We start from the raw sequence: 26,271 nt of genomic DNA, 5'->3' as shown, positions 1-26,271 counted from the left end.
GCTCGCTTCAGTGCAGGAAATCCTGCATCCGGTAATACGCGCCGACGAGCGGCAGGAACCACGCGTGCCCGAAATGGCCCGGTATCGCCGGCCATTCGAGCTCGCGCCACGGGTTCGACGCGGCTGCGCCATACAGCACGTCGGCCATCACGCGGCCCATGTGCACCGACATCTGCACGCCGTGGCCGCTGTAGCCCATCGAGTAATAGAGCCCGTCGTGCTGGCCCGCGCGCGGCAGCCGGTCGGCGGTGATGTCGACGAGGCCGCCCCAGCAGTAGTCGAGCCGCACGTCGGCCAGTTCCGGAAAGTAGCCGGCCATGCCGGCGCGCAGGACGTCGCCGCTTTTCGTATCCGAGCGCGGGCTCGACATCGCGAAACGCGCGCGGCCGCCGAACAGCAGCCGATTGTCGGGCGTCACGCGGAAGTAGTTGCCGATCTGGCGCGACGTCACGTACGCGCGGCGATGCGGGAACAGCCGGTTCAGTTGCGCGTCGGCCAGCGGCTCGGTGACGACGATGAAGCTGCCGACCGGCGCGATGCGCCGCCGGAACCACGCGAACGGGCCGTGCTGCGATGCGCCGGTCGCGACCAGCACGCGATCGGCGACGATCGTGCCGCGGGTGCTGGTGATCGAGTGACGCTCGCCGTCGAGCCGGTCGAGCTGCGTGACGGCTGCCTGCTCGTACACGCGTGCGCCGGCACGCACGGCCGCTTGCGCGAGGCCGACGCCGAACTTGCCCATGTGCATCTGCGCGCCGTTGCGCTGCAGGAGCCCGCCGTAGAAACCGTCGGATGCGATTTCATCGCGGATCCGCGACGGCTCGATCAGCTCGATATCCGGATCGACGTCGCGGCGCAACGCATCGAAGGTCTTTTCGAGCCCGGCGAAGTGCTGCGGCTTCGCGGCGAGCTTCAGCTTGCCCGCGCGCCGGAAATCGCAATCGATCGCCTGTTCGGTCACGATCGTCTCGACGCTCTTCACCGCGCTTTCGTACGCGAGATAAAACTGCTTCGCCTGCGTGGCGCCAATGCGCGCGGCCAGCGACGCGTAGTCCTGCGCGACGCCCGTATTGCACTGGCCGCCGTTGCGGCCGGACGCCTCGCCGGCCACATGCGCGGCTTCGAGCACGACCACCGACACGCCGCGCTGCGCGAGCGCGAGCGCCGCCGACAAGCCGGTGAAACCGCCGCCGATCACGACGACGTCGGCCCGCCCTTCGACGGGACCAACGCTTCCGGCGCGAAACGCGGGGCGGGTATCCAGCCAGTACGATTCCAGTTTCATTGGATCCTTCTTGTGCATGCCGGCAATGTCGATCGGCGAACGTTCAATGAGAATCATTTAAGCACCGTCAAAAACCGCAGTTGCCGCGTATTCGCGCGCGGCACGCGTGCAAATTGCCGTTTTGCGCGACCGCCGCAGCAGACTATGCGGCGGGCCGTCCACCGCACCGCGCGATGAACGGTTCGCGCGCCTCGCACTACAGCTGTACCGGCGCGACGCCAGCGGAAATCGGCTCCGCCTGGAAGCGTGCGAGATCTTCCTCGCTGCGATGGCACAGCACCTGCGCGCCGTTCCCGAGCGTGCGCAGCGACGGGGCCGTGCGGTTGCACACGCCGTCCACACGCATCGCGCAGCGCGACAGGAACGGACACAGCTCGGCCTCGTTCTCGCGCTCGCCGATCGGCACCAGCGGCCGGTGGCAACGCTCGGCCGCATCGTCGAGCCAGCCCGCGCGCAGCTCCGGCGCAGACGACACGAGCAGGTGCGAATACGGGTGGTAAGGCGGTGCGCACAGCGCGTCGCGGCTGCCGGTTTCGACGCGGCGGCCCGCGTACAGCACGACGATGTCGTCGCTGATCGCGCGCACTTTCGCGATGTCGTGCGTGATGAATATGTACGACACGCCGAGCTTCGCCTGCAGGTCGCGCAGCAGATCCATGATCGCGGCGCCGACCACCGTATCGAGCGCCGACGTGACTTCGTCGCACAGGATCAGGTCGGGCTCGGCCGCGAGCGCGCGCGCGAGGTTCACGCGCTGCTTCTGCCCGCCGGACAGCTCGCCGGTCCGCCGCCCGGCCACCGCCGGCGGCAACCGCACGAGTTCGAGCAGCTCCGCGACGCGCTGCCGTGCACGGGCACCCTTGATCCCGTGGTAGAACGCCAGCGGCCGCGCGAGCGTACGCTCGACGGTATGCACCGGATTGAGCGCGGTATCGGCGTTCTGGAACACGATCTGCACGCGGCGGTGCTGCTCCTTGGTGCGCTTGCCGATATCGCGCGCGAGCGGCTCGCCGTCGAGCAGGATCTCGCCGCCCGTCGCCGGCACGAGGCCCGCGATCACCTTCGCGAGCGTCGTCTTGCCGGAGCCCGATTCGCCGATCACGCCGACCGTCTGCCCGCGCCCGATGCGCAGGTCCACTTCGTGCAGGATCACTTTCGCGGGCCAGCCGTTCGCCGCGCGGCCGCCGTAGCCGGCGATCGCGCCGCGCACGTCGAGCAGCGGCGCCGGTGCGGCAGGTTCCGGCTTCGCGTCGCGCTGGGCGTCGCTCGGCGTGACCGCCGCGATCAGGCTCTGCGTGTACGGATGTGCCGGCGCATGCAGGATCTGTTCGGTATCGCCCGCCTCGCGGATCACGCCGTCGCTCAGCACGACGATCCGGTCGGCCATCTGCGCGACCACCGCCAGATCGTGCGACACGTACACCGCGCTCATCCCGCACCGCCGGATCACGCTCTTGAAGGCCTGCAGCACGTCGATCTGCGTGGTGACGTCGAGCGCGGTGGTCGGCTCGTCGAGAATCACGAGCTCCGGATCGGTGATCAGCGCCATCGCGGCCATCAGGCGCTGCAACTGCCCGCCCGACACCTGGTGCGGATAGCGCTTGCCGATCGTCTCCGGCTCCGGCAGCGCGAGCGCGCGGAACAACTCGACGGCCTTCGCCTGCGCGTCGCGCTTCGTCATCGTCTTGTGGATCAGCGCGCTCTCGATCACCTGGTCGAGAATCGTGCGCGACGGGTTGAACGCGGCGGCGGCGCTCTGCGCGATATACGCGACCTTGCGGCCGCGCAGCGCGGTCAACGCGGGCGCGGACAGCGTGCAGACGTCGGTGCCGCCGAGCTTCACCGAGCCGCCGGCGATCCGACAACCGGCGCGCGCATGCCCCATCAGCGACAGCGCGATCGTCGTCTTGCCGGAGCCGGACTCGCCGATCAGCGCGAGCACTTCGCCGCGCCGGATATCGAAGTCGACGCCGTGGACGATCGTCGTTTCCTCGCCGCCCGGCCGGCCGCCGACCACGCGCAGCCCGCGCACCTCGACGAGCGGGTTCGATTCGTGTTGCATCAGTGTCCTCCGGCGGCGCCGGCGGCGCCCTTGCGGCGGCCGCGATGCGGCAGACCGTCGATCATCAGGTTGACGCCCACCGTCAGGATCGCGATGGCGACCGCGGGCATGATCGCGACGGCCGAGCCGTCGCCGAGGCTCGCGATGTTCTCGCGCACGAGCGAGCCGAGGTCCGCGTAAGGCGGCTGCACGCCCAGCCCGAGAAAGCTAAGGCCGCTCAGCAGCAGCACGACGAACGTGAACCGCAGGCCGGTATCCGCGAGCATCGGATGGATCATGTTCGGCAACATCTCGACGCACGCGATGTACAGCGCGCCTTCGCCGCGCGCCTTCGCTACCTGCACGAATTCGAGCGTGCTGATGTTGACCGCCAATGCGCGCGCGATCCGGTACGAGCCCGGCATGTAGCTGACCGCGGCGGTCAGGATCAGCAGCGGCAGCGACGAACCGAACGCGGCGACGAACATCAGCGCGAACATCTTCGACGGAATCGACGTGAGCGCGTCGAGCAGCCGGCTCATCGTCTCGTCGACCGCACGGCCCGACACGGTCGCGAGCAACCCGAGCGTCGTGCCGGTCAGCGCGGCGAGCAGCACCGCCGCGAGCGCGAGCAGCACGGTGAGCCGCGTGCCGTACAGGATCCGGCTCAGCATGTCGCGGCCGAGGAAATCGGAGCCGAACGGCAGCTTCGCCGTGAACGGCGCGAACACGTCCGGCGTGACGATTGCGCCGACGTCGTGCGGCGCAAGCAGCGGCGCGAACACCGCGATGAACAGCATCAGGCCGACCATCGACAGGCCGACACGGCCGCCGGTCGTCAGTTTCATGCGCGCGGCGCGGCGCTTGCGCGGCTGGTCGGGAGCGGGTGCGGCCGGCGGCGGCGCGCCGTCCCGCGATGGGCGCGGATCGCCGGACGGCGGCAGCGTGCTGATTCGTTGAACGGGTTCGGGATGCATGGGCGGTATCTCGGAAGAAGGACGAAACACTCAGGTGCGCAGTCGCGGGTTCGACACGATCGAGCATAGATCGGCGAACAGCACGAGCGACAGATACGCGACGCAGAAGATCAGCGTGCACGCCTGGACCAGCGGGAAGTCGCGATTGCCGACGGCATCGACCATCAGGCTCGCAAGGCCCGGATAGTTGAAGATCGTCTCGACGACGATCACACCGCCAAGCAGGTACGACAGGCTCAGCGCGATCGCGTTGGCGATCGGCCCGATCGCGTTCGGCAGCGCATGACGCAGCACGACCCGTGCGGGGCTCGCGCCCTTGAGCACGGCCATCTCGACATATGACGCGCTCAGTTGCTCGATCACCGCGGCACGCGTCATGCGCGCCATCTGCGCGATCACGACCGCGCACAGCGTCATCACCGGCATCGCATACGCGCGCAGAAAGTCGTGGAAGCTGTCGATCGGGCCGCTGTACGACAGCGCCGACAGCCAGTGCAGCTTGACGGCGAACACGAGCACGGCGACCGTCGCGATCAGGAATTCCGGCGTCGCGACGAGCGACAGCGTGCCGAGGCTGATCACGCGATCGACCACCGACTCGCGCTTGACCGCCGCGAGAATGCCGAGCAGCAGCGCGATCGGCACCGACACGGCGGTCGTGATCGCGGCGAGCGCCAGCGACTTCGGCAACCGCCCGCCGATCATCTCCGACACCGGCATGTCGCCGGACAGCGAGCGGCCGAAATCGCCGTGCAGCAAGCCGGCGAGCCAGTGCACGTAGCGCACGTGCGCCGGCATGTCGAGACCGAACTGCGCACGCAGCGCGGCGACCGTCTCCGGCGTCGCGGACTGGCCGAGCGCGGCCTGCGCGGCATCGCCCGGCAGCAGGTTCGTGATCGTGAAGATGATCGCGGACACGATCAGCAGCGTCAGCGCGGTGACCGCGATGCGCCGGCCGATCAGCCCGATGAGGATTCTGTTCATGAGGCGACACTCCCGAAAAGGCCAGGTACGGCCGGGGCGGTCGCCCGCACCCGGCGCGTGGCGGCAAGCGACAGCATCACGCGTTCCACCACACGTACTCTGCGAACATGCCCCCCATCATCGGACCGGTCGGGATCGACCCGAGGCCCGCGATCCGCTTGTCGTAGCCGTCGAGGAAGCTGATGAACGCCGGGATGCCGATCCTGCCCTGCTGTGAGACGATCACCTGCATCTCTCCATACATCTGCTTGCGCTTCGCATCGTCCGTCTCGGAGCGCGCGGCGAGCAGCAGTTGGTCGAACTTCGCGTTCTTCCAGCCGGACTCGTTCCACGGTGCATCCGACTTGAAGAACTGCGTGAACAGCACGTCGGCGCTCGAGCGCGGGTTGATGTTGCCGAACCCGAGCGGATGCTTCATCCAGTGGTTCGACCAGTAGCCGTCGGGCGACACGCGGTTCACCTGCAGGTTCAGCCCGATCTTCTGGCCGGCCTGCTGCAGCAGCACGGCCATCTCGATCGAGCCGTTCGCATCCGACGTCGCATAGATCGGTGGCAGCGCGGTGCCGAGCGCGCCGGCCTTCTTGAACAGGAACTTGGCCTTGTCCGGATCGTACGGCCGCTGCGGCAGCGACGCGTTGAAGTAGCGATGCCCAGGCGGGATTGGCTGGTCGTTGCCGATCACCGCGTAACCGCGGAACACCGCCGAGCGGATCTGCTCGCGATCGAATAGGTACTTCATCCCTTCGACGAAATCGGGGTTCGCGACGATCGGGTTGTCACTGCGCATGATCAGGTCGGTATAGAGCCCAGACTTGGTTTCCTTCAGCGCGTAGCCCGGCGTCGACGCGACGCGCTGCGTCGAGCGCGGATCGATCGCGTTGATCAGGTGCACGTCACCCGACAGCAGCGCGTTCAGGCGCGCAGCACTGTCGCTGATGCCGATCAGCTCGATCTGGTCGAGGTACGGCATGCCCGGCTTGAAGTAGCTGTCGTTGCGCACGCCGACGGTCGACACGCCCGGCTTGAACGATTGCAGCTTGTACGGGCCGCAGCCGATGCCGGTCGTGAAGTCGGTCGTGCCGTCCTTGACGATCACGAGCTGCGGCGTCGCGAGGATCACCGGCAGGTCCGCGTTCGCGCTGGCGAGCACGAGCGTGACTTCGTCCGGGCCGCTCGCCTTCGCATCGGCGAACTGGTCGGCGAGCGTCTTGACCTTCGACGCGGTGGCCGGGTTCCTGTGCCGCATCAGCGAGAACACGACGTCGGCCGGGCCGACGGGCTTGCCGTCGTGGAACGTGACGCCCTTGCGCAGCTTGATGATCCAGGTCTTCGCGTCGGTCGTGTGCAGCGACTCGGCGAGGTTCATCTGCGGCGTGAGGCTTTGATCCAGCTGCGTGAGGCCGCTGTAGAACATGAAGAAGCGGATGTAGTCGGCACCCGTCGAGCCCTTGGCCGGATCGAGCGTGTCGGCCGTCGAACTCGATTCGTTCGCGACCCTGATCTTGCCGCCGCGCTTAGGTGCCGGTGCTGCAAATGCGGATTGCATGCCGGTCAGCAGCCCGCCGCCGCCAACGGCCATCATGCCGCTCGCCGCCATGACCCGCATCATGTCGCGGCGCGTGATGCCGCCCTTGCCGCCCTTGCCGCCGTTGTCGATATCGTCGCTCATCCGAACTGCTCCTGACTGTGGAAAGTGGGTCCTGGGGTCCAGCCTGGTTCGAGAAACCCGTCGCGCCCGCCTGCTGGTAGCGGGCGCGACGTCCTGCGTATTGAGTTCATTTAAGCACCGCCAAAATGCGGGTTATCGCGATTCGGGGTGGCCTCACGATACGATTCGACCGTTTTGGGCCGCCTGCGCAGCATGATTAGCTGCGCGCCCGCGCGAGTCGCCATTGGCGCGATGCGATGTCGCGGCGATCGACTGACAACGGCGCGACAAGGGAACTCGTAAAGCGGCGCCCGCCGCAGATTGCGCCGACAAAATTGCCCGTTCGGCAGCGCAAACGCGTTCGGCGCGCGCAAACCGTATGTTTGTGTCGAAATGGCGGGCGGGCGACTTCGCCGCTCCATCCCGCGCGCCCGCACGAACGTTCAGACGATTGCGGGCGCGTTCGACACCACCCTAAGCGACACCGGCGCGCGGCCCGCTCGCGTGCCGGGTCACGGATCGCGATCCGGTCAGGGCACGTTCGATGCTGGTGTGTTCGATGGCACGCCGGCCATTGGCCGGGCACAACGTGAAGGGGGCAGAGACGACGCGGCGCGCCGCATCAGGAGCGGACAAATGACGCGTCGCTTCGCAGCGCATACCGGCGCATGCCGGCGAGGGGGATGAAGACGACAAGCGCGGCGCGCGTGCCGACAGGCAACGCGCGCACACGATCTTCCCGTGTTGCCGGCCAGCCGCGATGCCCGGGAAAAACCGCGCACTCGGCAGTCCGGCCGCAAACCGCGCGACGGGACGCCGCGCAACCGATGTGTGGCTTACAGGCCGAGCTGCGTCGCGAGGTGGCCGATATCCGACACTTCGTAATAGTTGTAGAACGGCGTGCCCGGCTCATGGCCGCGATTGACGAACGCCTTGTGCTTGATGCCCAGATCCTCGGCCGTCATCAGGTCGTAGCGCAGGCTCGACGACACGTGCAGCACGTCCTCGGGCTTGCAGCCGAGCTTGCCGAACATGTATTCGAAGCCCTGCATCCGCGGCTTGTACGACTGCGCCTGCTGCGCGGTGAACACCGCATGGAACGGCGCGCCGAGCTTGTCGACGTTGCTCATGATCTGCTCGTCCATCGCGTTCGACAGGATCACGAGCTTGTACTTCGTCGCGAGCCGCGACAGGCCCGCCGGCACGTCCGGATGCGGGCCCCACGTCGGCACCGCATGATAGAACCGCTCGGCCTCGGCTTCGTCGAACTTCACGCCGACTCGCGCGCAGGTGCGCCGGATCGCGTTGACGACGACGTCGCGGTACGGCTTCCATGCGCCGAGCACCTCGTCGAGCCGGTAAGCGGCGAACGCACGCACGAAATCCTCCATCGCGACCGGCGAGAGCCGGTCCGCGTAGATCTCGCGCGCCAGATCCGCCATCTGGAAGCGGGTCAGCGTGCCGTAGCAGTCAAACGTGATGTACTTCGGTTCAAATTGGATCATGGTGACGTCCTGTCGGTGTGAAGCCCCGGCAGGGCCGGGGACGGGCTGGATGGTATGAAATTGAATCAAGGCAAAAAACCCGGCGCACGTCGTTCGACGCTGCCCAAAACGCAGAATCGCCGCGTGTTGCGCGGCGCGGGCAGCACGATCTGCGGCGCCGGCAAGCGGCCGCGACACCGGTGTTTTCATCGTAGTGCCGTTCCCACAGCAGGCGCTGTCGGATTGACGGGCCGCGGTGGCTCGATCCGCGCGTTCGCATGCGCCGATCGAGCCGGTTTGCGTCGATCTTGCACGGACGCCCGCCGTCGCCGGAAAACAGGCGAATCGTCCTATCCGTGCCGCGGTGTCGCTGGCAGAGTCGGTATGTCATTCCTACCCATCCGGAGTCCAGCGTGTCCGATCTCAACCCTTCCCGCACGCTTATTTATCGTCGGTTCGCGGAAACCGACCTGCCCGCCGCGCATCGTCTGTCGGAAGCAGTCAAGTGGTCGCACCGGCTCGACGACTGGCGCTTCGTGCTCCAGCTCGGCGACGGCTTCGTCGCCGAGGACGAAACCGGCATCGTCGGTACCGCGCTCGGCTGGCGCTTCGGCGAAGCACACGCGTCGCTCGGCATGGTCATCGTGTCGCCCGAGCAACAGGGCCGCGGCATCGGGCGCGAACTGTTCACCCGCGTGGTCGACAGCTTCGGCACGCGAACCATTTTTCTGCACGCGACGCCGGCCGGCGAGCCGCTGTACGCGAAATTCGGGTTCGAGGTGATCGATACGATCGATCAGCACCAGGGTGCCGCCTTCCAGCCGCCGCTGATATCGCTGCCGCCCGGCGAGCGCCTGCGGCCCATCGGCGCAAACGACGGCCCGCGCCTAGCGGCGCTCGCGTCGCGCGCGGCCGGCTACGGGCGCGACGAGGTGATCGAGGCGCTGCTCGGCGTCGCGAACGGCATCGCGCTCGATCGCGACGGCGAACTGCTCGGCTTCGCGCTGTTCCGCCGCTTCGGCCGCGGCCATGCGATCGGCCCGGTGGTCGCGCCGGACGCGCAGCGCGCGCAGGCGCTGATCAGCCACTGGCTCGCGCTGCACGAAGGGAAGTTCGTGCGGCTCGACGTGCCGGGCGACAGCGGGCTGTCCGACTGGCTGCAGGGGCTCGGGCTGCCGCGCGTCGATACCGTCGTCGCCATGGCGCGCGGCGCAACGCCCGCGCGCGACCCGGCGCTGCGCGCGTTCGCGATCGTGAACCAGGCCCTCGGTTGAGCGGTACCCACAATGAGCTTTCTCTACAAGGCCGACCCGGTGCGCGGTGCGCAATGGGCACAGCGCTTCGCCCAGCAGGCACCCGAGCTTCCGTTCCGGATCTGGCCGGACATCGGCGATCCTGAAGCCGTCCGTTATCTCGCCGCGTGGCAGCCGCCCGACGATCCGGCCACGCTGCTGCCGAACCTCGAGATCGTGTTTTCGGTGGGCGCCGGCATCGATCAGTTCGACCTGTCGCGCGTGCCCGCGCACATTCCGGTCGTGCGGATGATCGAGCCCGGCATCGTCGAAGGCATGGTCGAATATGTGACGCAGGCCGTGCTGACGATCCATCGCGACCTGTTCGACTATGCGGCGCAACAGCGCACGCAGGTGTGGCACGAGAAGCCGGTGCGCGCGGCCGCGTCGCGTCGCATCGGCGTGCTCGGGCTCGGCACGCTCGGCCAGGCCGTGCTCGATACGCTGCGCCGCTTCGGCTTTCCGTGCGCCGGCTGGAGCCGCACGCCGCGCACGCTCGACAGCGTCGACTGCTACGCGGGCGACGCGGCGCTCGATGCGTTCCTGGCCCGCACCGACATCCTGATCTGCCTGCTGCCGCTCACCGACAGCACGCGCGGGCTGCTCGGCGCGCGCGTGTTCGACGCGCTGCCGGCCGGCGCCTCGCTCGTGCAGGTCGGGCGCGGCCCGCAGCTCGATGCGCTTGCGCTGCTCGCCGCGCTCGACAGCGGCCGGCTCGACAGCGCGATCCTCGACGTGACGGACCCCGAACCGTTGCCGGCCGGCCACCCGTTCTGGGTGCATCCGCGCATTCGCATCACGCCGCACATCGCGAGCGCGACGCGGCCCGACACCGCGGTCGACGCCGTGCTCGAGAACCTCGCGCGCCATCGCGCGGGGCAGCCGATGATCGGCGTCGTCGATCGCGCGCGCGGCTACTGACGCGCCCGCCCGGCCCCGCGGGGCGCGCAGCAGAAAATGCCGAAGCGCCCCGTGCAAACGCCGCGGCCATACGTTTCAGGCGGCAAATTGAAGGCGCGCGCGGATTTCTCGCCCGTTAGCATGAACTCATCGCTGACACCCGACAGAGAGTCCCGCACTGCCATGAACCAAGCCGCGCTGATCGAAGCCGATCGTCAACACCTGATCCACCCCGTCGTCAACTACCGCGTGCACGAGGCGCGCGGCGTCACCCTGCTCGAATCCGCCGACGGCGTGTTCCTGCGCGACGCCAACGGCCATACGCTGCTCGATGCGTTCTCGGGCCTGTGGTGCGTCAACGTCGGCTACGGCCGCGACAGCATCGTGAAGGCCGCCGCCGAGCAGATGGCGAAGCTGCCCTACGCGACCGGCTATTTTCATTTCGGCTCGCAGCCCGCGATCGAGCTCGCCGAACGGCTCGCGACGCTCGCACCGCCGTCGCTGAACCACGTGTACTTCACGCTCGGCGGCTCGGACGCCGTCGACTCCGCGGTGCGCTTCATCACGCACTATTTCAACGCGACCGGCCGCCCGTCGAAGAAGCAGATGATCGCGCTCGAGCGCGGCTATCACGGCTCGTCGTCGATCGGCGCCGGGCTCACCGCGCTGCCCGCGTTCCACCGCCATTTCGACCTGCCGCGCGCGGACCAGCACCACATTCCGTCGCCCTACCCGTATCGCCATCCGCTCGGCGACGATCCGCAGGCGCTGATCGCCGCGTCGGTCGCCGCGCTCGAGGCGAAAGTCGCCGAGCTCGGCGCGGACAACGTCGCGGCGTTCTTCTGCGAGCCCGTGCAAGGCTCGGGCGGCGTGATCGTGCCGCCGGCCGGCTGGCTGAAGGCGATGCGCGACGCATGCCGGCGCCTGGGCATCCTGTTCGTCGCCGACGAGGTGATCACCGGCTTCGGCCGCACCGGCCCGCTGTTCGCGTGCGAGACCGAGCAGGTCGATCCGGACCTGATGACCCTCGCGAAGGGTTTGACCGCCGGCTATGCGCCGATGGGCGCGGTGCTGATGTCCGACGAAATCTACGAAGGGATCGCGGGCAGCCGCACCGAATCGGCCGCGGTCGGCCACGGCTATACGTATTCCGCGCATCCGGTGAGCGCGGCGATCGGCCTCGAGGTGCTGAAGCTCTATCACGAAGGCGGGCTGCTCGCGAACGGCCAGGCGCTGGCGCCGCGCTTCGCGGCCGGGCTCGACGCGCTGCGCGCGCATCCGCTCGTCGGCGACGCGCGCTCGGCCGGCCTGCTCGGCGCGCTCGAACTGGTTGCCGACAAGGCGCGCAAGACGCGCTTCGACGCGGCGCTGAACGTGCCCGACAAGATCGCGGCGGCCGCGTATGCGAACGGCGTGGTGTTCCGTGCATTCGGCGACGGCGTGCTCGGTTTCGCGCCGGCCCTGAGCTTCACCGCGGGCGAGTTCGACCTGATGTTCGAACGCGTGCGCAAGACGCTCGACGACGTGCTGGCCGATCCGGGCGTGCAGCGCGCCCTCGACGCCGCGCACGCGCAGCCGGCCTGACCGGCCAAGGGAAAGCCGGGCTTGTGGCGGCCATCGTTCGACTCTAAAGTAAGCGGACATTCCATTTTTCCCTCTCACGTGAACATGACGGACAGCAAGCTGGATCGCATCGATCTGCGCATCCTCTCCCAGTTGCAGAAGCGCGGCCGCATGACCAACGTCGAGTTGGCCGATGCGGTCGGGCTGTCGCCCAGCCCCTGCCTGATCCGCGTGAAGCGGCTCGAGAAAGCCGGCTACATCGGCGGCTACGGCGCGCACATCCAGCTCGAGAAAGTCGGCGACGTGCAGGTCGTGTTTACCGAGGTCACACTGGCCGACCACCGCCGTGAAGATTTCGACCGTTTCGTCGCGGCGATCCGCAACGTCGACGAGATCGTCGAGTGCCACCTCGCGAGTGGCGGCTACGACTATCTGCTGAAGTTCATCACGCGCAGCGTGAGCCATTACCAGACGATCGTCGAAGGGCTGCTCGAGCAGAACATCGGCATCGAGAAGTATTTCAGTTACGTGATCATCAAGTCGCCGTTCGTCAAACGGCACTACCCGCTCGAATCGCTGTTCGGCGAACGTCACTGACGGACAGCGCGCCACACCCGGCAACGCGGCAGCACGCTGGCCGCGCGGGGTCGTCGCGCGCCCGTGCCGCCGTCGTCGCCATCGCCGGACCGCATCATCCAAGGACCTGTCATGCCGCTTACGCTGTCCCGAACCGAACTCGTGCGCTCAGCCAACCTCATCGACGGCGCCTGGCGCGATGCGCTCGACGGCCGTCGCTTCGACGTCACCGATCCGGCGACGCTCGACACCGTTGCCCACGCCCCCGACAGCGGCCCCGCCGACGCGCGCGCCGCCACCGACGCGGCAGCGCGCGCGCTGCCCGCATGGCGCGCAACGCCCGCTCGCGAGCGCGCGGCGATCCTGCGCGCGTGGCACGCGGCGATCGTCGCGCACACCGACGATCTCGCGAAGCTGATGTCGCGCGAGCAGGGCAAGCCGCTCGCCGAAGCGCGCGGCGAAGTTGCATATGGCGCGTCGTACGTGCAGTGGTTCGCCGAGGAAGCGACGCGCACCTACGGCGACCTGATTCCGCAGCAGCAGCGCGGCAAGCGCCTGAGCGCCGTGAAGGAACCGATCGGCATCGTCGCCGCGATCACGCCGTGGAATTTCCCGCTCGCGATGATCGCGCGCAAGATCGCGCCCGCGCTCGCGGCCGGCTGCACGGTCGTCGCGAAGCCGGCGGAGGACACGCCACTGACCGCGCTCGCGCTGGCCTTCCTCGCGCAGGAAGCCGGCCTGCCGCCCGGCGTGCTGAACCTGATCGCCGCGTCGCGCGAACGCGGCATCGACGCGGTGGCCGACTGGCTCGCCGACGGCCGCGTGCGCAAGATCACGTTCACCGGCTCGACGCCCGTCGGCAAGCTGCTCGCGCGCGAGTCGGCCGCGACGCTGAAGAAGCTGTCGCTGGAGCTCGGCGGCAATGCGCCGTTCATCGTGTTCGACGACGCCGAGCTCGACGCCGCGGTCGACGGGCTGATGGCCGCGAAATTCCGCAACGGCGGCCAGACCTGCGTGTCGCCGAACCGCGTGTACGTGCAGGCCGGCGTCTACGACGCCTTCGCCGCGAAGCTCGCCGCGCGCGTCGCCGCGCTGAAGGTTGCGCCGGCAACCGATGCGGCCGCGCAGATCGGCCCGATGATCAACGCGCGCGCGGTCGACAAGATCGCGCGGCACGTGAGCGACGCGATCGAGCGCGGCGCGCGCGCGCTGACGGGCGGCAAGCGCCTGACCGAACTCGGGCCGCACTACTACGCGCCGACGGTGCTCGCCGACGCGACCGCCGACATGCAGCTGACCTGCGAGGAAACCTTCGGCCCGGTCGCCGCGCTGTTCCGGTTCGATAGCGAGGACGAAGCCGTCGACGCCGCGAACGACACGCCGTTCGGGCTCGCCGCGTATTTCTACACGCAGGACGTGCGGCGCATCGCGCGCGTGTCGGCGCGGCTCGAAACCGGCATCGTCGGGATCAACGAAGGCGCGCTCGCGAGCGAGGCCGCGCCGTTCGGCGGCGTCAAGGAATCGGGCTACGGCCGCGAAGGCTCGCGCTACGGCCTCGACGACTACCTGTCGATCAAGTACCTGTGCCAGGGCGTGCTCGACTGAATCGCGCCGCATCCGCGCGCGCCGTCGATGCGCGGCCCGGCGCCGCGAACGGCATTCGACGCGCGAGCGCGGCACTTGGCTGAGCATCGCGGTGCGCTCGACCAGGCCGTCGCACGCGCGGCGGCCACGGTGATCCGCGGCACGGTGCGCCGGGAACGCACGCGGATGCGCCGGATCACGCCCGCGGCCTGCGGCGTGAAATCTCCGCGCGTCCCCAGAGCCCCTCCTTGCGTGGCGGGCCCCAGGTCGCCCGTTCGCTATCCGCGCCTGACGCCAGGTACCGGTGCCTCGCGCAGAACCCGAGGATCGACCAGCGACCATCAAGCGAGGGGCAGACAGTATCGCTTTGATTTATATAGATATTTATTGGGGGCACTAGGCAAAGCCTTACTGGGCCTAAAGGTGGCTGACCGGAAAAATGCATGGAAATCAAGGCTCTCCCATCTATTCGGACATACCTCCTTTTTGCTCCATGTTGCTCTTTCGGTACGAGCAGCTTTCGCTCGTATCCCGCCTGTCGCTTTCTTCTCTCAGTGCCTCGACTGCAGGCGGTCTCGTAGCGAACCGGGTCGACCCGGTTCGCTACGTTTTTTATTCCGTGCGTCGCCACTCATCGCGTGCGATGCGCACCTTCTGCGTGGCAGTTGCTGCCACGATCGCCCTGCTCGCTGCTCCGCCTGCGACCGCGGACGTTTGCAAGGGCAATATCTTCAATGAGGCGGCAGCCCTCTATCACCTCGATCCCGATCTCCTGCGGGCGATAACCTGGGTCGAATCCCGTGGCGTGCCCGGCGCCATTGGGCCGCGCTTGCCGGACGGCCACAGGGCATGGGGAGCAGCGCAAATCAACGATGTGCATCTTCCCGAGCTCGTCAGCTACGGCGTCACCCAACGCGACCTCCTGAACCCCTGCGTGAACCTCAAGCTCAGCGCGTGGGTGCTCGCCAACTGCATACAGGCCAAGGGCGCGACCTGGGCCGCCGTCGGTTGCTACAACACAGGGCCCGGTTCCACGAACATCGCCGCCCAGGCTCGCTATGTCCGGCTGGTGCAGCGCGCATATGCGGGCTATCGCGCCCAGTCGGCGCTCGGCAAGGTCGCCGAAGGGGGCGCGCGATGATGCGCCTCGTCCCTCTTCTTGGCCTGATTGTCGGGACCCTTACGCAAGCCTGCTTTGCGTCTTCCCGTCTTCCGGACTACGACGTCACGCAGATCGGCGAACCCGGCTCCGGCCGCTACGTGTTCTGTTCGGGCGACACGTGCCCTGAACCGACGATCAAGCACCTCGCGGCGCCGGCGCCTGTCGTTCAAGAGAATCTATTGCTCCCTGTATCGGCCGCAGAAACCCGGCCCATTCAAGCGCCTTCCACGCCGATCGCCACGCGCCACCGATCCCTGCACCCGCGAATCCGACATGTCCACCGAGTCGCGAAGGTGGCGAATCGAACGCTTTGCACCGCGGGCGCCGCGGTCGGGACCGCGTCGAAGCACCTGGCGGGCCGTTAGTCCGCGCAGCTCACCGATTCACCACTCGACCAAGGAGGAAACAAGATAGTAAGTAATCCGTAATGAAGGTTCGATTGTTCGTTTAACTACTTTCCCCCTGAATCGTGCTCGCGCCGCATGTAGCGGCGCGAGCACAACCTCCGGCCCGCGCTGCTGGCTATCGGCACGACGGTCACGAGCTTGTCCACGAACACCGCTGCCGGGTTCGTGTCGCTGTCGACGTCGACCGCTCAAACGATCGGAAGTCTGTCGACGGGCACGGCCAGCGCGATTGCGACGTTGTCGACTACGACAAGCCGATCGATCTCGTCTCTTTCGACTGGCCTGGCGGGCGATGGCGCGACACTCTCGGCAATGCAGTCCGCTTTGGCTGCAGGGACCGTTGGTCTGGTTCAGCAAGCAGGCGGTACCGGCAGTGGCCCGATCATGGTCGGGGCCAACACCGGTGGTACGGCCCTCGACGTGGCCGGCACATCTGGACCGCGTCAGGTCAAGGGCGTTGCCGCGGGCATCGACGGCACCGATGCGGTCAACCTGCTGCAGCTGCAGAGCGTGGCAGGCCAGACGGGCGCAATCGGCGCGAGCGCAGTTAGCTATGACGACGCGTCGCATACCCGCGTCACGCTCGGTGCATCAGGTTCGCCCGTGAGCCTGACCAACCTCACGGACGCCTCGTTGAACGCGAGCAGCACCGACGCTGTGACGGGGCGGCAGCTCTATGCTGCCCAGCAGGCGACGAACGCAGGCGCGTCACACTGACTTCGAGCCGGAGCGCTTCATGAAGCAGCTGTTGATGGCGGAGACCGCCGAACGGCAGGTGCGCTCGATCGCCTACCAGATGACCGCCGCACGCTTCCCGGCTCATCGCGACCTGAAAGGCTTCGACTTCGCACAGGCGCAAGTTGATGAAGCGCTGGTTCGTGAACTCAGCGAACTGTCGTTCCTTGCGAGCGCACACAACGTTGTGTTCATCGGCGGCCCCGGCACCGGCAAGACGCACCTCGCTTCGGCAATCGGAATCGAGGCCGTACAGCGCCACGGCAAGCGTGTGCGTTACTTCTCGACCGTCGAGCTGACCAACGCTCTGGAACAGGAGAAATCCACCGGCAAACAAGGCCAGATCGCTCACAAGCTGATGTACGTCGACCTGGTGATTCTCGATGAACTGGGCTATTTGCCGTTCAGCCAGACCGGTGGCGCCTTACTGTTCCACCTGCTCTCAAAGCTGTACGAACATACGAGCGTCGCGATCACCACCAATCTCAGCTTCGGCGAGTGGGCGACCGTGTTCGGGGATGCAAAGATGACGACAGCACTGCTGGACCGGGTTACGCATCACTGCCACATCGTCGAGACCGGCAATGAATCGTGGCGCTTCAGGACCAGTTCTGCCAAGGCAAAGGCAACGAGAAAAAGAGCAGCAAAACCGGCTGGAAACGAAGAGTTATCCACACCGGAATAGATGTACTACGCTGTCCCTGGGTGGGTCAGATTTAGATGAAAACGGTGGGTTAAGACTGCGTGAAAATCAACATGCCAGGGGCAACTGCAGCGTTCGGGAGCGCAGCTCGTGCCAAAGCATCCTGCTCGCGATAGGAGAGCCACCGTCGAGCAATTGTTGACCTGCTTGGAGGCGATAGACCTGCAACGCTGCAGCGACGTTTCACCTCAAGTACAAGATCAGTTGCAGGATGCGCAAGGTGTCGCTGATCAGGGAGCCATTCGTGCACGGCCTCGTCGATGACGCATTCGACGGCGGCGTCCAGTCTGCCCCCGGTCGCCCTACCCGGCTGCCTTGGCTCTAATGTGCTGGCGACCGGATCTGCGAGGAAACGTCGACGCAGGCGATATACGGTGGTGCAGTGAACGCCTAATAGCTGTGCTGCTCGTTCAGCCTGCTGTCGGGAAAGCACGCCGTTGCCAAGCGGTCGAAGCACGGACGCAATCTTCGCTGCTCGAGCGGCCCGCTCTTCGATCGAAGCCATATGGATCCCTATCAATCCACGCGACACGTGCGCTAGCAGTATTAAAGAACACGTGCAACGTGCTAGCAACGTTAGTGAACATAGGCCAAGTTTCTGTTGCAGAAACGCAACGGCCAAGCAGCCGACAGAAAGCTCCAAAAAGTCCCTGTTCGCCGAGGCTTCTTTGAGAATTTCCGCTAGCAACGTTTCTGAACACGGCTAGCGCTAATAATGAACGCCTACACCCGCAGCGTACATGCTGGCCTGACGGCAGTGCCACCGATGTATCTAGGAATGCTTGGATGACGCCCGGTCCGCGGCGCGCCCCGAGCCACGGGAATGCGCTGCACCGGCTATCCTCTCTCTTGGGACGATGTTCGTTGTGTCCGGTGGAGGAGGCAAGTACGGCCACACTTACTCCAGCGTAGCCAATTCAACGGATTACTTCATCAGGCGGCCCGGCGCATCTGCGAAACGGCCCGCGCGCGCACCGCGAACGTCAGGATAACCGCACCGGCGAGCGCCGACGCGCCCGCAAGCACGAACGCACTTGCATACCCACCACCATACTGGACGAGCCAGCCGGTCAAGCTTGGCGACAGGATGCCTGCGAGATTCGCGAGCAGATGAACGAACCCGCCGGCCGAGCCGACGCGTTCGCGAGGCACGATTTCCTGCAGCAACGACCAGCAAGCCTGCGGTGCCATGAACGCGAAAAGGCTTGCGATCGCGATCAACGTGACGGCCGCGCCGAGCGAACTCACCCGTGACGCCAGCAGCACGCACGCCGCCGCCACCGCCAGCCCGACGACGATCACGATCTTGCGCGCGAACAGCACGTCGCCGGTGCGCCGGTAGATGCGGTCCGACACGGTGCCGCCGGCCACGAAACCGACGGTCGCGCCGAGCCAGGGCAGAATCCCGACGACGCTCATCTGCTTGATGTTTAGATGCTGGTAGTCGGTGAGATAGCTGGGCAACCATGACAGGAAGAAATAGAGCACGTAGTTGAAGCTGAAGAACGCGAGCGCGACGCCGAGCACCGGCCGCGACAGCAGATCGCGCAGCAGCGGACGCGCGGCGCGCTCGTCCGCATGCGCATCCAGTGAGACGCCGACCGTCCGGTCGGATGCGATCTCGCGAACCTCTTCCGGCGACACGCGCGAGTGGCTCGCCGGATCGTCGCTGAACAACGCCCACCACGCGGCCAGCCACACGAAGCCGAGCGTGGCGATCACGACGAACGAAACGCGCCAGCCAAACTGCAGCGCAACCAGGCCGACGATCGGCGCCGCGATCGCCGCACCGAGCGGCTGCCCGGCGTTGGTCCAGCCGACCGCGCGCCCCGCTTCGCGGCGCGGGAACCAGTTCGAGATCGCCTTGTTGGTGGTCGTCCCCATCGGCCCTTCGCCGATCCCGAACGCGACGCGCACGATCAGTAGGTGCGCGAACGACCCGGCGAGCGCTGTCGCGCCGCAGAACAGAGACCACACGCCCGCCGCGCACGCGAACACGCGACGCGGCCCGAACCGGTCCGCGGCCCAGCCGCCGACGAAGCAAAACACGCAGTAGCCGATGAAGAAGCTGCTGAACAGGATACCCATCTGCGCGTCGTCGATGCCGAGTTCGCGCTTGATGATCGGCGCGACGACGGACAGCGCCGCGCGATCGAGATAGTTCAGCATGCCGGCGCCGAACAGCAGCGCGCCGATCCACCAGCGGTAACGCGTTTTCATGTTGTCTCCTGTCGAGCCGGGCACGTGCCTGCGCATCCGCCCGGCTTCCTGATTTCCGATTGCGCCGCCACACCGGCAACGGCTTCGCGTGCGTGCGCCGAGCGCACCGTTCCTGCGTTCAACCGATCGTCGCGTGCGCGATCGTGTTGCGTGCCAGCACTGCTTCGTCCGGCAAGAAGCCAAGCCCGGGCACATCGGGCAAGCGCAGCCGCGCCCCGGGCCGCTGCCCGTCATGCAGCCGCTCGGGCCAGTCGAGATAGGGAATTTCGAGCGCTACATCGTCCGGTAGCGTCGCGACCACGTGCGCGGTCGCCAGCAGCCCCGCTCCGTAATAGAAACAGTGCGGCACAACCCGCACGCCGTGCTCCGCCGCAAGCGCGATCACTTCCGCGATGCCGGTCGGTCCACCGATCTTCGCGATGCTTGGCTGCGCGACGTCGAGCGCGCCGCGTTCAAACAGGTCGCGAAAGCCCGCGACGCCCGACGCGTTCTCGCCCGCCGCGATCGGCACGCCGGCGCCGCGCACACGCGCGATGCCGTCCGCGTCGTCGCAAGGCCACACCGGTTCCTCGATCCAGCCGAGCCGCAGGTCGGCCAGCTCGCTCACATGCCGCAGCGCGTCGCTCGCCGTCCACGGGCAGTTCACGTCGACCATCAGTTCGCTGCCGGCCGGCAGTGCCGCACGCGCGGCCGCGATGGCCGCACGTTGCGTCTCGTGCAGCTTGATGCGCCGAAACCCTTCGTCCGACGCCCGCCGCACGTGGCGCGCGACTTCGTCGGGGTCGTTGTCGTAGCTGACCAGGCTCGCATACACGTCGATCTCCCCGCGATGGCCGCCGAGCCAACGATATAGCGGCACACCGGCCGCCTGCGCGGCGAGGTCGTGCAGCGCCGTGTCGATCGCGGACAATGCGTACAGCACCGGTCCGGTGCGGCCGAACGAATGCAGCGCGCGATCGGCCGCGTCACGCAATGCGGCGATCCCGTGCCGCGTCGGCTCGAATTCGGCGCCCTTGAACCAACGGCCAACCGGGCCTTCGAGCGCGGCGAACGTGACGGGATTGATCAGATGACCGAATGCTTCGCCCCAGCTAACGCGCCCTGCGTCATCGGTGAGCCTGACCAGCAGCGACTCCATGCGACGCAGCGAGCGGTCTGCGGCGTTATACGTGTCGGCGACGGTCGGTTCAACAGCGGCGACGGGACGGCGGCCCGCATCGAATGCGAGCGAGATGCGAATGACTTCGATGGTGACGATTTTCACGAACAGATTCCCGGTGCGGCGGGTCGGTGGCATGGAAGCGGCCGACGGCAGAAAGTGCGATGCAATGGCAGCTTTGCGAGGTCGTTCGATTGCGTCACGTCGGCTCCCACAATAGTCTGTCATCGTACAACTGGCACTATCCGGCGGCAACCTATATATCCTGACCTCTTCCCCTCAAAGACGGGATGATTTATACATAGGTACATCATACGACATCTTATGACTATTACAGGCGGAAAAATGGAACCGCGGGCGCCGGGCCGATGGTGAACGGGACCCGGGTCGGCATCGCCTGCGTCGATGGCCAAGCCAGCCTGGATCGGTCAGCGATTCGATCCGTCGAAGTTCACCAGTTCGACCCAGTTCGCGCCCTTGCCGACCGGATATTGGCCGAGCGTGGCAAGCCCGCCCGTTTTCGCGTCGATGCGATAGAGGCTCAACGTCGGCGACAGCTGCCCCACCGCGAGCAGATACCGTCCCGACGGATCGATGTTGAAGCCGCGAGGCTGCTTTTCGGTCGCGTACGTGCCGATCCGCACCAGCTTGCCCGTGGCCGTATTCACGCGATAGGCGCCCAGCGTGCTCGAGGTTCGTTCGGAGATGAACAGGAAGCGGCTGTCCGGTGTGAGATGCAGATCGGCTCCCCACGGCTTGTCACCCTTGAAGTCGGGCGGCAAGATCGAAATCGTCTGGACCGGCCTGATGGTGTCGTTGGCCCGATTGAAGGCAAGCACGTGCAGCTTGCCGTCGAGCTCGTCGATCAGGTAGACGAAGCGATGATCAGCGGAAAACACGAAATGGCGCGGCCCCGAATCCTTCGGCAGGGAATACGCGGGCTGCGCGTCCTCGGTGAGCGTGCCGGTGCTGGCGTCGAACTTGAGACGCAACCACGCGTCGGCGCCCAGCACCGATGCGAACGCATAGCGGTTGTCCGCCGACACGCGGATGGCATGCGCCATCGGCCCGGTCTTGACGGTCTGCTGCACATTGGCCGCCACCCCGTTCGCGCCGATGCGGTTCACCGCCAGCAGATTGCCGCCGTACGACGCCGAAATCAGGTAGCGGCCGGTCATGTCGGTCGACAGGTATGCCATGCTTTCGGCGAGTGGCGCACGGCCCAGTTCGACGAGGTCGCCGTCGAGCGGATTGATGGCGAAACTCACGACGCTGTAGGGCTTGGAGCGCAGCCCCGCATACAGACGACGATGGTCGGGCGAGAGCGCCATCGGCATAACGGTACCGTTCACGGGCACGGTTTCGACCGCGGCGAGCGTGCCGGCCCGTGCGTCGAGGCGGAACACCGAGATGTCCTGGCTGTCGGCGTTGGAAACGTAGGCGTACGTCGCCGCGTGCACGGCGAAAGATGCGGCCAGGCCCGAGAGCGCCAGCGCCACGCGGCGCAACTTCATCGTCGTTTTCATTTCGTCCTTTTGTTGGTGAAAGCCGTCAAGCTTCGCCGAGACGGAATACCGCCACGGCGTCCTTCATCGATTGCGCCTGATGCTCCAGCGCATCCGCGGCGGCGGCGGCCTGCTCGACGAGCGCCGCATTCTGCTGCGTGACTTGATCCATCTGGCTCACGGCGACGCCCACCTGCTGTATGCCGGCGCTCTGCTCGCTCGTCGCCGACGACATTTCCACCAAGATGGTCGCCACGTTGCGCACGGCGCCCACGATCTCCTCCATCGCCGCGCCCGCTTCGGCCGCGAGCGCGTTGCCGTTTCGCACCTCGTTCATCGAGGCGCCGATCAGTTCCTTGATCTCGCGCGCCGCGCTGGCGCTGCGCTGCGCGAGCGTTCGCACCTCGCCCGCGACGACCGCGAAGCCACGCCCCTGTTCGCCCGCGCGCGCCGATTCGACGGCCGCATTCAGCGCGAGAATGTTGGTCTGGAACGCAATGCTGTCGATCATGTTCGTTATCTCGGCGATCTTGAGCGCGCTTGCACTGATATCCTGCATTGTCCGGACCACGCGGCCGACCACGTCACCGCCCCGGCGCGCGAGGTCCGCCGTGCCGCTCGCGAGCGTGCTCGCCTCGGTGGCGTTCGCCGCGTTCTGCCTGACCGTCGAGGTCAGTTCCTCCATGCTCGCGGCGGTTTCCTCGAGCGACGCCGACTGCTGCTCCGTGCGGCTCGACAGGTCGAGATTGCCGGCGGCGATCTCGCGTGCAGCCGTGTGGATCGCGTCGCAGCTGTCTCGCACGCCGCTCACGGTGCGCGAGAGTCCGTCGCGCATCCGCCGCATGGCCGCAAAAAGCAGGCCGATTTCGTTGCGGCCCGCCTCGGGCACGCGCACAGTCAGATCGTTCGACGCGATGCGGTCGAGCACCGCCACCGCTTCGCCGAGCGGGCGCGTCACGATGCGCGTGAGCGCGACGTGCGTGACGACCATCAGCGCAAGCGCCAGCCCGACGCCCACCACCACGAAGCCCAGGATCCACCGGTAGCGCGCGTTGCCGTCGTTGAGCGCCTGTTCGGTCAGGGTGTTCGCGAGTGTCTGCAGCTTCTCGACGTTTTCCGAGTACACCATGCCCGCGCGGGTGACATCGCGGTCGTTGATGGTCACGTAGCCGGCAGTGTCGTTATTGCGCAGCGCGTCGGCCGCGCGCGCGATAAGGGCCGCAAGCCGGTCCGACGACGCCACGAGCTGTCGTTTGAGCTCCGAATCCATGCCGTCGAACGCACTTGCGTCGCGATATGCGCTGGTTTCGCTCGCGGAGCGTTCGAAGGTGCGATTCGCGCTCTGCAAGGCCGAATCGCGCGCCGCCGTGTCGTTGCGCTCTTTCAGCGCGCTATAGGCGCGCACCAGCGCCGAACGCGTGCGGGTGCTGTCCTTGTATGCGTCGTTGACGAGGATGGTTTGGCGCGAAATCTCATGCAGGCGCTGCGCGTTCGCATCGGCCATTTGCAGCGACACGATGCCGGCGATGCCGCCAATCACGATCACCACCCCAAACATCGTCAGTGCCGCGAGCAGGCTGGCTCGCACCGTCATGTTGCGCATCTTGGTTCCTGTCTCTGCTTGGTCATCAGCCGCGGTGACGGCACGTGGGCCGTCCCGGGCATCAGCCACGCACGTTCTGGCATTGTTGGGTGGATTGCGGGGTGCGTTACGTGGTGACCCGCGTATGGGTCGCGAAATTTGATATGTGACATCGTACTTCTTATACACGATTTTCGAGCTGTGCCACAGGAAACCTCTCCCCCTTTTGAGGTTGACCGAAATCCGCCTAAACCCCGGTGAACCTCATATGCCGCATGGAAGGCAATAATAACGCGCAATCTGACGGCTTGTTCTTAGGGTAGACACGGACGGGAGCGTTGGTGCATTCAGCGATAATATCATCGTGTCATCGTATGACAACGGCCCTGGCGACGGTATCACCTCATCGACAAGATCACAAGAAAAGGACGGAGACAGCAGTGACCGACAACGACTTCGATACACAACCCGGCGGCACCGTTCGGCATCCCTCCATACCCGGGATCACTCGACGCCATTTCCTCGGCTACGGCGGTGCCCTGATGGGCAGCGCCCTGCTCGGCGCTTGCGGTGGTACCGACAACACTCCGCCCCCCGCCAGCGTGCCTGCGGCGGATCCGATCTGGGGGCCGAGTGGCCTGGCGACCAACATCATCGCCTCGCTGAATGGCATCGCGCAGTCGTCGTTCCCTGCCCTAGATTTCCAGGTTGAGGCCTACGGCGCCCAGCCGTGTTCGGTCGTTGCGCAAACCAGCCCGTATACAGACGCCGCCAAATCGCCGCTCAGCCCAGGCGCCGGCGCCACCCCAGGTGCTGGAGCGGTGGATTCGCGTCCAGCCTTCCTGGCTGCGATCGCAGCCTGCTCGGCAGCGGGCGGCGGACGCGTGGTGGTGCCGGCCGGCGCTTGGTACTGCGCGGGGCCGATCGTGCTGCAGAGCAACGTCAACTTTCACCTGAGCGCGAACTGCACGATCTTCTTCAGCCAAAACCCGGCCGACTACGCCAAGGACGGCCCCGTCGACTGCGGCGCCAACGGCAAGCTGTTCTACAGCCGCTGGCAGGCCAACGACTGCCTGAACTTCGGCGCGCTAGTGTACGCACGCAACGCCAGCCATATCGCGCTTACCGGCGAAGGCACCACCTCGATCCTAAACGGGCAGGCGATGACGCCGTTCGCCGGCTCGGGCAACACTGCCACCTGCTGGTGGACCTACAAAGGCAACACGGGTGTCTACGGTTGCGCTGGCTCCTCCACGCCGTCGCAGGCCTATACGAACCCGAACAACGTTGACCTGAAAACGGCCGCGCCCGGTATTCCGGACGCTTTGTATTCGCTGCTGACCAATCCGGCCACGCCGTGGCAGCAGGATCAGAACTACCTGCCCGCGCTGTCCGAGGCCGGTGTGCCGGTAGCGCAGTGCATCTTCGGGCTGGGCCATTACCTGCGGCCCTGCATGGTGGAATTCATCGGGTGCACCGACGTCCTAATGGAGAACTATCACACCCAGAACACGCCGTTCTGGCAGCACCATCCGACCGACTGCACAAACGTGGTGATTCGCGGCGTGATGGCCGACAGCATCGGCCCGAACAACGACGGCTTCGATCCCGATGCCTGCACTAACGTGCTGTGCGACGGTATGATCTTCAACACAGGTGACGATTGCATCGCGATCAAGTCGGGCAAGGATCTCGATACGCAATACGGCGCGGCACGGAACCACGTGGTGCAAAACTGCACCATGAACAGCGGCCACGGCGGCATCACACTCGGCAGCGAGATGGGCGGCGGCATCGAGAACGTTTACGCGCGCAACCTGACGATGCTGAACCAGCACTGGGCGACCAATTCGCTGAACATTGCTATCCGCATCAAGACCAACATGAATCGCGGCGGTTTCGTGCGCAACTTCTATGTGAACGGCGTGACACTGCCGAACGGCGTGAGCCTGACGGGCGGCGGCTACGGCAGCAAGATGCTGGCCGGCAGCCCGATCAACAGCACCGTGCCGCTCGGCGTGGCAACCTTGGCGTCGGGCAATCCGTCGGCATCGCAGGGCGGCCTGATCACGTTCGATTGCGACTACCAACCCGCCGGCGATGCGATCCGGACGCGCCCGGCGCTCGTGCAGAACGTCAACATCACTAACGTGAAGGCCACCAACGTCACGCTCGGCAGCGCGACCGGCTCGTGTTTCCAGGCGATCGTCGCGCAAGGCCCGGTGGCGTTCGACTACAACGGTCCGGCGCCGACCCCGACGATTCCCGCCATCACCGGCGTGACCATCTCGAACTGCGACTTCGGCTCGCCCACCGCAACGGGGCCGGCCAGCACCACCACGCCGGGGCCGATCTATGCGTGGAACGTGAACGGCATTAGCCTGCAGAACGTGTCGATCGCGGGGCAACTCTACAACACCACGATCACCGACCTTCGCTGATCCCCACGGAACCGCGCACGTGG

Annotated in this window: 19 protein-coding genes; 9 read left to right on the top strand and 10 right to left on the bottom strand. The window is 66.5% G+C overall.

Features of this window, described 5'->3' with window-relative positions; genetic code table 11:
- Positions 1–7 precede the first annotated feature (7 nt).
- From PQB87_RS24400 to PQB87_RS24375, 6 genes are all read right to left on the bottom strand, one after another.
- Positions 8–1,285 (bottom strand): NAD(P)/FAD-dependent oxidoreductase, encoded by a 1,278-nt coding sequence (locus tag PQB87_RS24400; RefSeq protein ID WP_027791941.1) that lies wholly within the window; start codon positions 1,283–1,285, stop codon positions 8–10.
- Between the two features lie 196 nt (positions 1,286–1,481).
- Positions 1,482–3,347 carry an ABC transporter ATP-binding protein gene (locus PQB87_RS24395; protein WP_027791942.1) on the bottom strand — a complete coding sequence of 622 codons (1,866 nt, stop codon included), beginning with the start codon at positions 3,345–3,347 and terminating at the stop codon, positions 1,482–1,484.
- Positions 3,347–4,303 carry an ABC transporter permease gene (locus PQB87_RS24390; RefSeq protein WP_027791943.1) on the bottom strand — a complete coding sequence of 319 codons (957 nt, stop codon included), beginning with the start codon at positions 4,301–4,303 and terminating at the stop codon, positions 3,347–3,349. The genes PQB87_RS24395 and PQB87_RS24390 overlap by 1 nt, the downstream gene beginning before the upstream one ends.
- Before the next feature lie 30 nt (positions 4,304–4,333).
- A complete protein-coding gene (locus tag PQB87_RS24385) occupies positions 4,334–5,287 on the bottom strand; it encodes an ABC transporter permease (RefSeq protein WP_027791944.1) in 954 nt (317 codons plus the stop codon).
- Positions 5,288–5,363: 76 nt separating this feature from the next.
- Positions 5,364–6,956 carry an ABC transporter substrate-binding protein gene (locus tag PQB87_RS24380; RefSeq protein ID WP_253567436.1) on the bottom strand — a complete coding sequence of 531 codons (1,593 nt, stop codon included), beginning with the start codon at positions 6,954–6,956 and terminating at the stop codon, positions 5,364–5,366.
- 815 nt (positions 6,957–7,771) lie between these two features.
- A complete protein-coding gene (locus PQB87_RS24375; RefSeq protein WP_021156521.1) occupies positions 7,772–8,440 on the bottom strand; it encodes a haloacid dehalogenase type II in 669 nt (222 codons plus the stop codon).
- Between the two features lie 392 nt (positions 8,441–8,832).
- On the opposite strand from PQB87_RS24375, the gene PQB87_RS24370 reads away from it, so the two are divergent.
- From PQB87_RS24370 to istB, 8 genes are all read left to right on the top strand, one after another.
- A complete protein-coding gene (locus PQB87_RS24370) occupies positions 8,833–9,693 on the top strand; it encodes a GNAT family N-acetyltransferase (RefSeq protein WP_027791946.1) in 861 nt (286 codons plus the stop codon).
- 12 nt (positions 9,694–9,705) lie between these two features.
- Complete coding sequence (locus PQB87_RS24365) at positions 9,706–10,632, top strand: 2-hydroxyacid dehydrogenase (RefSeq protein ID WP_027791947.1); 927 nt, start codon at positions 9,706–9,708, stop codon at positions 10,630–10,632.
- A gap of 162 nt (positions 10,633–10,794) precedes the next feature.
- Positions 10,795–12,195, top strand: a complete 1,401-nt coding sequence (locus tag PQB87_RS24360; RefSeq protein ID WP_027791948.1) for an aspartate aminotransferase family protein — start codon at positions 10,795–10,797, stop codon at positions 12,193–12,195.
- Between the two features lie 84 nt (positions 12,196–12,279).
- Entirely contained in the window at positions 12,280–12,771 is a 492-nt protein-coding gene (locus PQB87_RS24355; RefSeq protein ID WP_027791949.1) for an Lrp/AsnC family transcriptional regulator, read from the top strand.
- Positions 12,772–12,882: 111 nt separating this feature from the next.
- Complete coding sequence (locus PQB87_RS24350) at positions 12,883–14,355, top strand: NAD-dependent succinate-semialdehyde dehydrogenase (RefSeq protein ID WP_027791950.1); 1,473 nt, start codon at positions 12,883–12,885, stop codon at positions 14,353–14,355.
- Positions 14,356–14,773: 418 nt separating this feature from the next.
- Positions 14,774–15,475 carry a lytic transglycosylase domain-containing protein gene (locus PQB87_RS24345; RefSeq protein ID WP_226113885.1) on the top strand — a complete coding sequence of 234 codons (702 nt, stop codon included), beginning with the start codon at positions 14,774–14,776 and terminating at the stop codon, positions 15,473–15,475.
- Between the two features lie 566 nt (positions 15,476–16,041).
- On the top strand, positions 16,042–16,620 hold the full coding sequence (locus tag PQB87_RS24340) for a hypothetical protein (RefSeq protein ID WP_060078926.1): 579 nt from the start codon (positions 16,042–16,044) through the stop codon (positions 16,618–16,620).
- Complete coding sequence (gene istB / locus PQB87_RS24335) at positions 16,580–17,323, top strand: IS21-like element helper ATPase IstB (RefSeq protein WP_034196178.1); 744 nt, start codon at positions 16,580–16,582, stop codon at positions 17,321–17,323. Before PQB87_RS24340 ends, istB begins: the two co-directional genes overlap by 41 nt.
- Before the next feature lie 951 nt (positions 17,324–18,274).
- Here istB and PQB87_RS24330 read toward each other — a convergent pair.
- The 4 genes from PQB87_RS24330 to PQB87_RS24315 form a co-directional block, all read right to left on the bottom strand.
- Positions 18,275–19,561 carry an MFS transporter gene (locus PQB87_RS24330; protein ID WP_027791969.1) on the bottom strand — a complete coding sequence of 429 codons (1,287 nt, stop codon included), beginning with the start codon at positions 19,559–19,561 and terminating at the stop codon, positions 18,275–18,277.
- 118 nt (positions 19,562–19,679) lie between these two features.
- A complete protein-coding gene (locus PQB87_RS24325; protein ID WP_057056503.1) occupies positions 19,680–20,825 on the bottom strand; it encodes a mandelate racemase/muconate lactonizing enzyme family protein in 1,146 nt (381 codons plus the stop codon).
- Positions 20,826–21,148: 323 nt separating this feature from the next.
- Entirely contained in the window at positions 21,149–22,246 is a 1,098-nt protein-coding gene (locus PQB87_RS24320; protein ID WP_027791953.1) for a lactonase family protein, read from the bottom strand.
- A gap of 25 nt (positions 22,247–22,271) precedes the next feature.
- Positions 22,272–23,828: a methyl-accepting chemotaxis protein gene (locus PQB87_RS24315; protein ID WP_027791954.1), complete on the bottom strand. Its 1,557-nt coding sequence runs from the start codon at positions 23,826–23,828 to the stop codon at positions 22,272–22,274.
- Positions 23,829–24,349: 521 nt separating this feature from the next.
- Between PQB87_RS24315 and PQB87_RS24310 the strand changes: the two genes are divergently transcribed.
- Entirely contained in the window at positions 24,350–26,248 is a 1,899-nt protein-coding gene (locus tag PQB87_RS24310; RefSeq protein WP_226129765.1) for a glycoside hydrolase family 28 protein, read from the top strand.
- Positions 26,249–26,271 lie beyond the last annotated feature (23 nt).

The sequence above is a fragment of the Burkholderia sp. KL41 genome, from assembly GCF_057005415.2.
Note: the sequence above shows the minus strand (reverse complement) of the source record. Positions and strands in the feature narration are given on the sequence as shown.

What these genes read in the sequence shown, in the direction of transcription:
- PQB87_RS24400 (WP_027791941.1), bottom strand. Translation starts at nt 1,285, where the DNA reads ATGAAACTGGAATCGTACTGGCTGGATACCCGCCCCGCGTTTCGCGCC.
- PQB87_RS24395 (WP_027791942.1), bottom strand. Translation starts at nt 3,347, where the DNA reads ATGCAACACGAATCGAACCCGCTCGTCGAGGTGCGCGGGCTGCGCGTG.
- PQB87_RS24390 (WP_027791943.1), bottom strand. Translation starts at nt 4,303, where the DNA reads ATGCATCCCGAACCCGTTCAACGAATCAGCACGCTGCCGCCGTCCGGC.
- PQB87_RS24385 (WP_027791944.1), bottom strand. Translation starts at nt 5,287, where the DNA reads ATGAACAGAATCCTCATCGGGCTGATCGGCCGGCGCATCGCGGTCACC.
- PQB87_RS24380 (WP_253567436.1), bottom strand. Translation starts at nt 6,956, where the DNA reads ATGAGCGACGATATCGACAACGGCGGCAAGGGCGGCAAGGGCGGCATC.
- PQB87_RS24375 (WP_021156521.1), bottom strand. Translation starts at nt 8,440, where the DNA reads ATGATCCAATTTGAACCGAAGTACATCACGTTTGACTGCTACGGCACG.
- PQB87_RS24365 (WP_027791947.1), top strand. Translation starts at nt 9,706, where the DNA reads ATGAGCTTTCTCTACAAGGCCGACCCGGTGCGCGGTGCGCAATGGGCA.
- PQB87_RS24360 (WP_027791948.1), top strand. Translation starts at nt 10,795, where the DNA reads ATGAACCAAGCCGCGCTGATCGAAGCCGATCGTCAACACCTGATCCAC.
- PQB87_RS24355 (WP_027791949.1), top strand. Translation starts at nt 12,280, where the DNA reads ATGACGGACAGCAAGCTGGATCGCATCGATCTGCGCATCCTCTCCCAG.
- PQB87_RS24350 (WP_027791950.1), top strand. Translation starts at nt 12,883, where the DNA reads ATGCCGCTTACGCTGTCCCGAACCGAACTCGTGCGCTCAGCCAACCTC.
- PQB87_RS24345 (WP_226113885.1), top strand. Translation starts at nt 14,774, where the DNA reads ATGCATGGAAATCAAGGCTCTCCCATCTATTCGGACATACCTCCTTTT.
- istB (WP_034196178.1), top strand. Translation starts at nt 16,580, where the DNA reads ATGCTGCCCAGCAGGCGACGAACGCAGGCGCGTCACACTGACTTCGAG.
- PQB87_RS24330 (WP_027791969.1), bottom strand. Translation starts at nt 19,561, where the DNA reads ATGAAAACGCGTTACCGCTGGTGGATCGGCGCGCTGCTGTTCGGCGCC.
- PQB87_RS24320 (WP_027791953.1), bottom strand. Translation starts at nt 22,246, where the DNA reads ATGAAAACGACGATGAAGTTGCGCCGCGTGGCGCTGGCGCTCTCGGGC.
- PQB87_RS24315 (WP_027791954.1), bottom strand. Translation starts at nt 23,828, where the DNA reads ATGCGCAACATGACGGTGCGAGCCAGCCTGCTCGCGGCACTGACGATG.
- PQB87_RS24310 (WP_226129765.1), top strand. Translation starts at nt 24,350, where the DNA reads ATGGGCAGCGCCCTGCTCGGCGCTTGCGGTGGTACCGACAACACTCCG.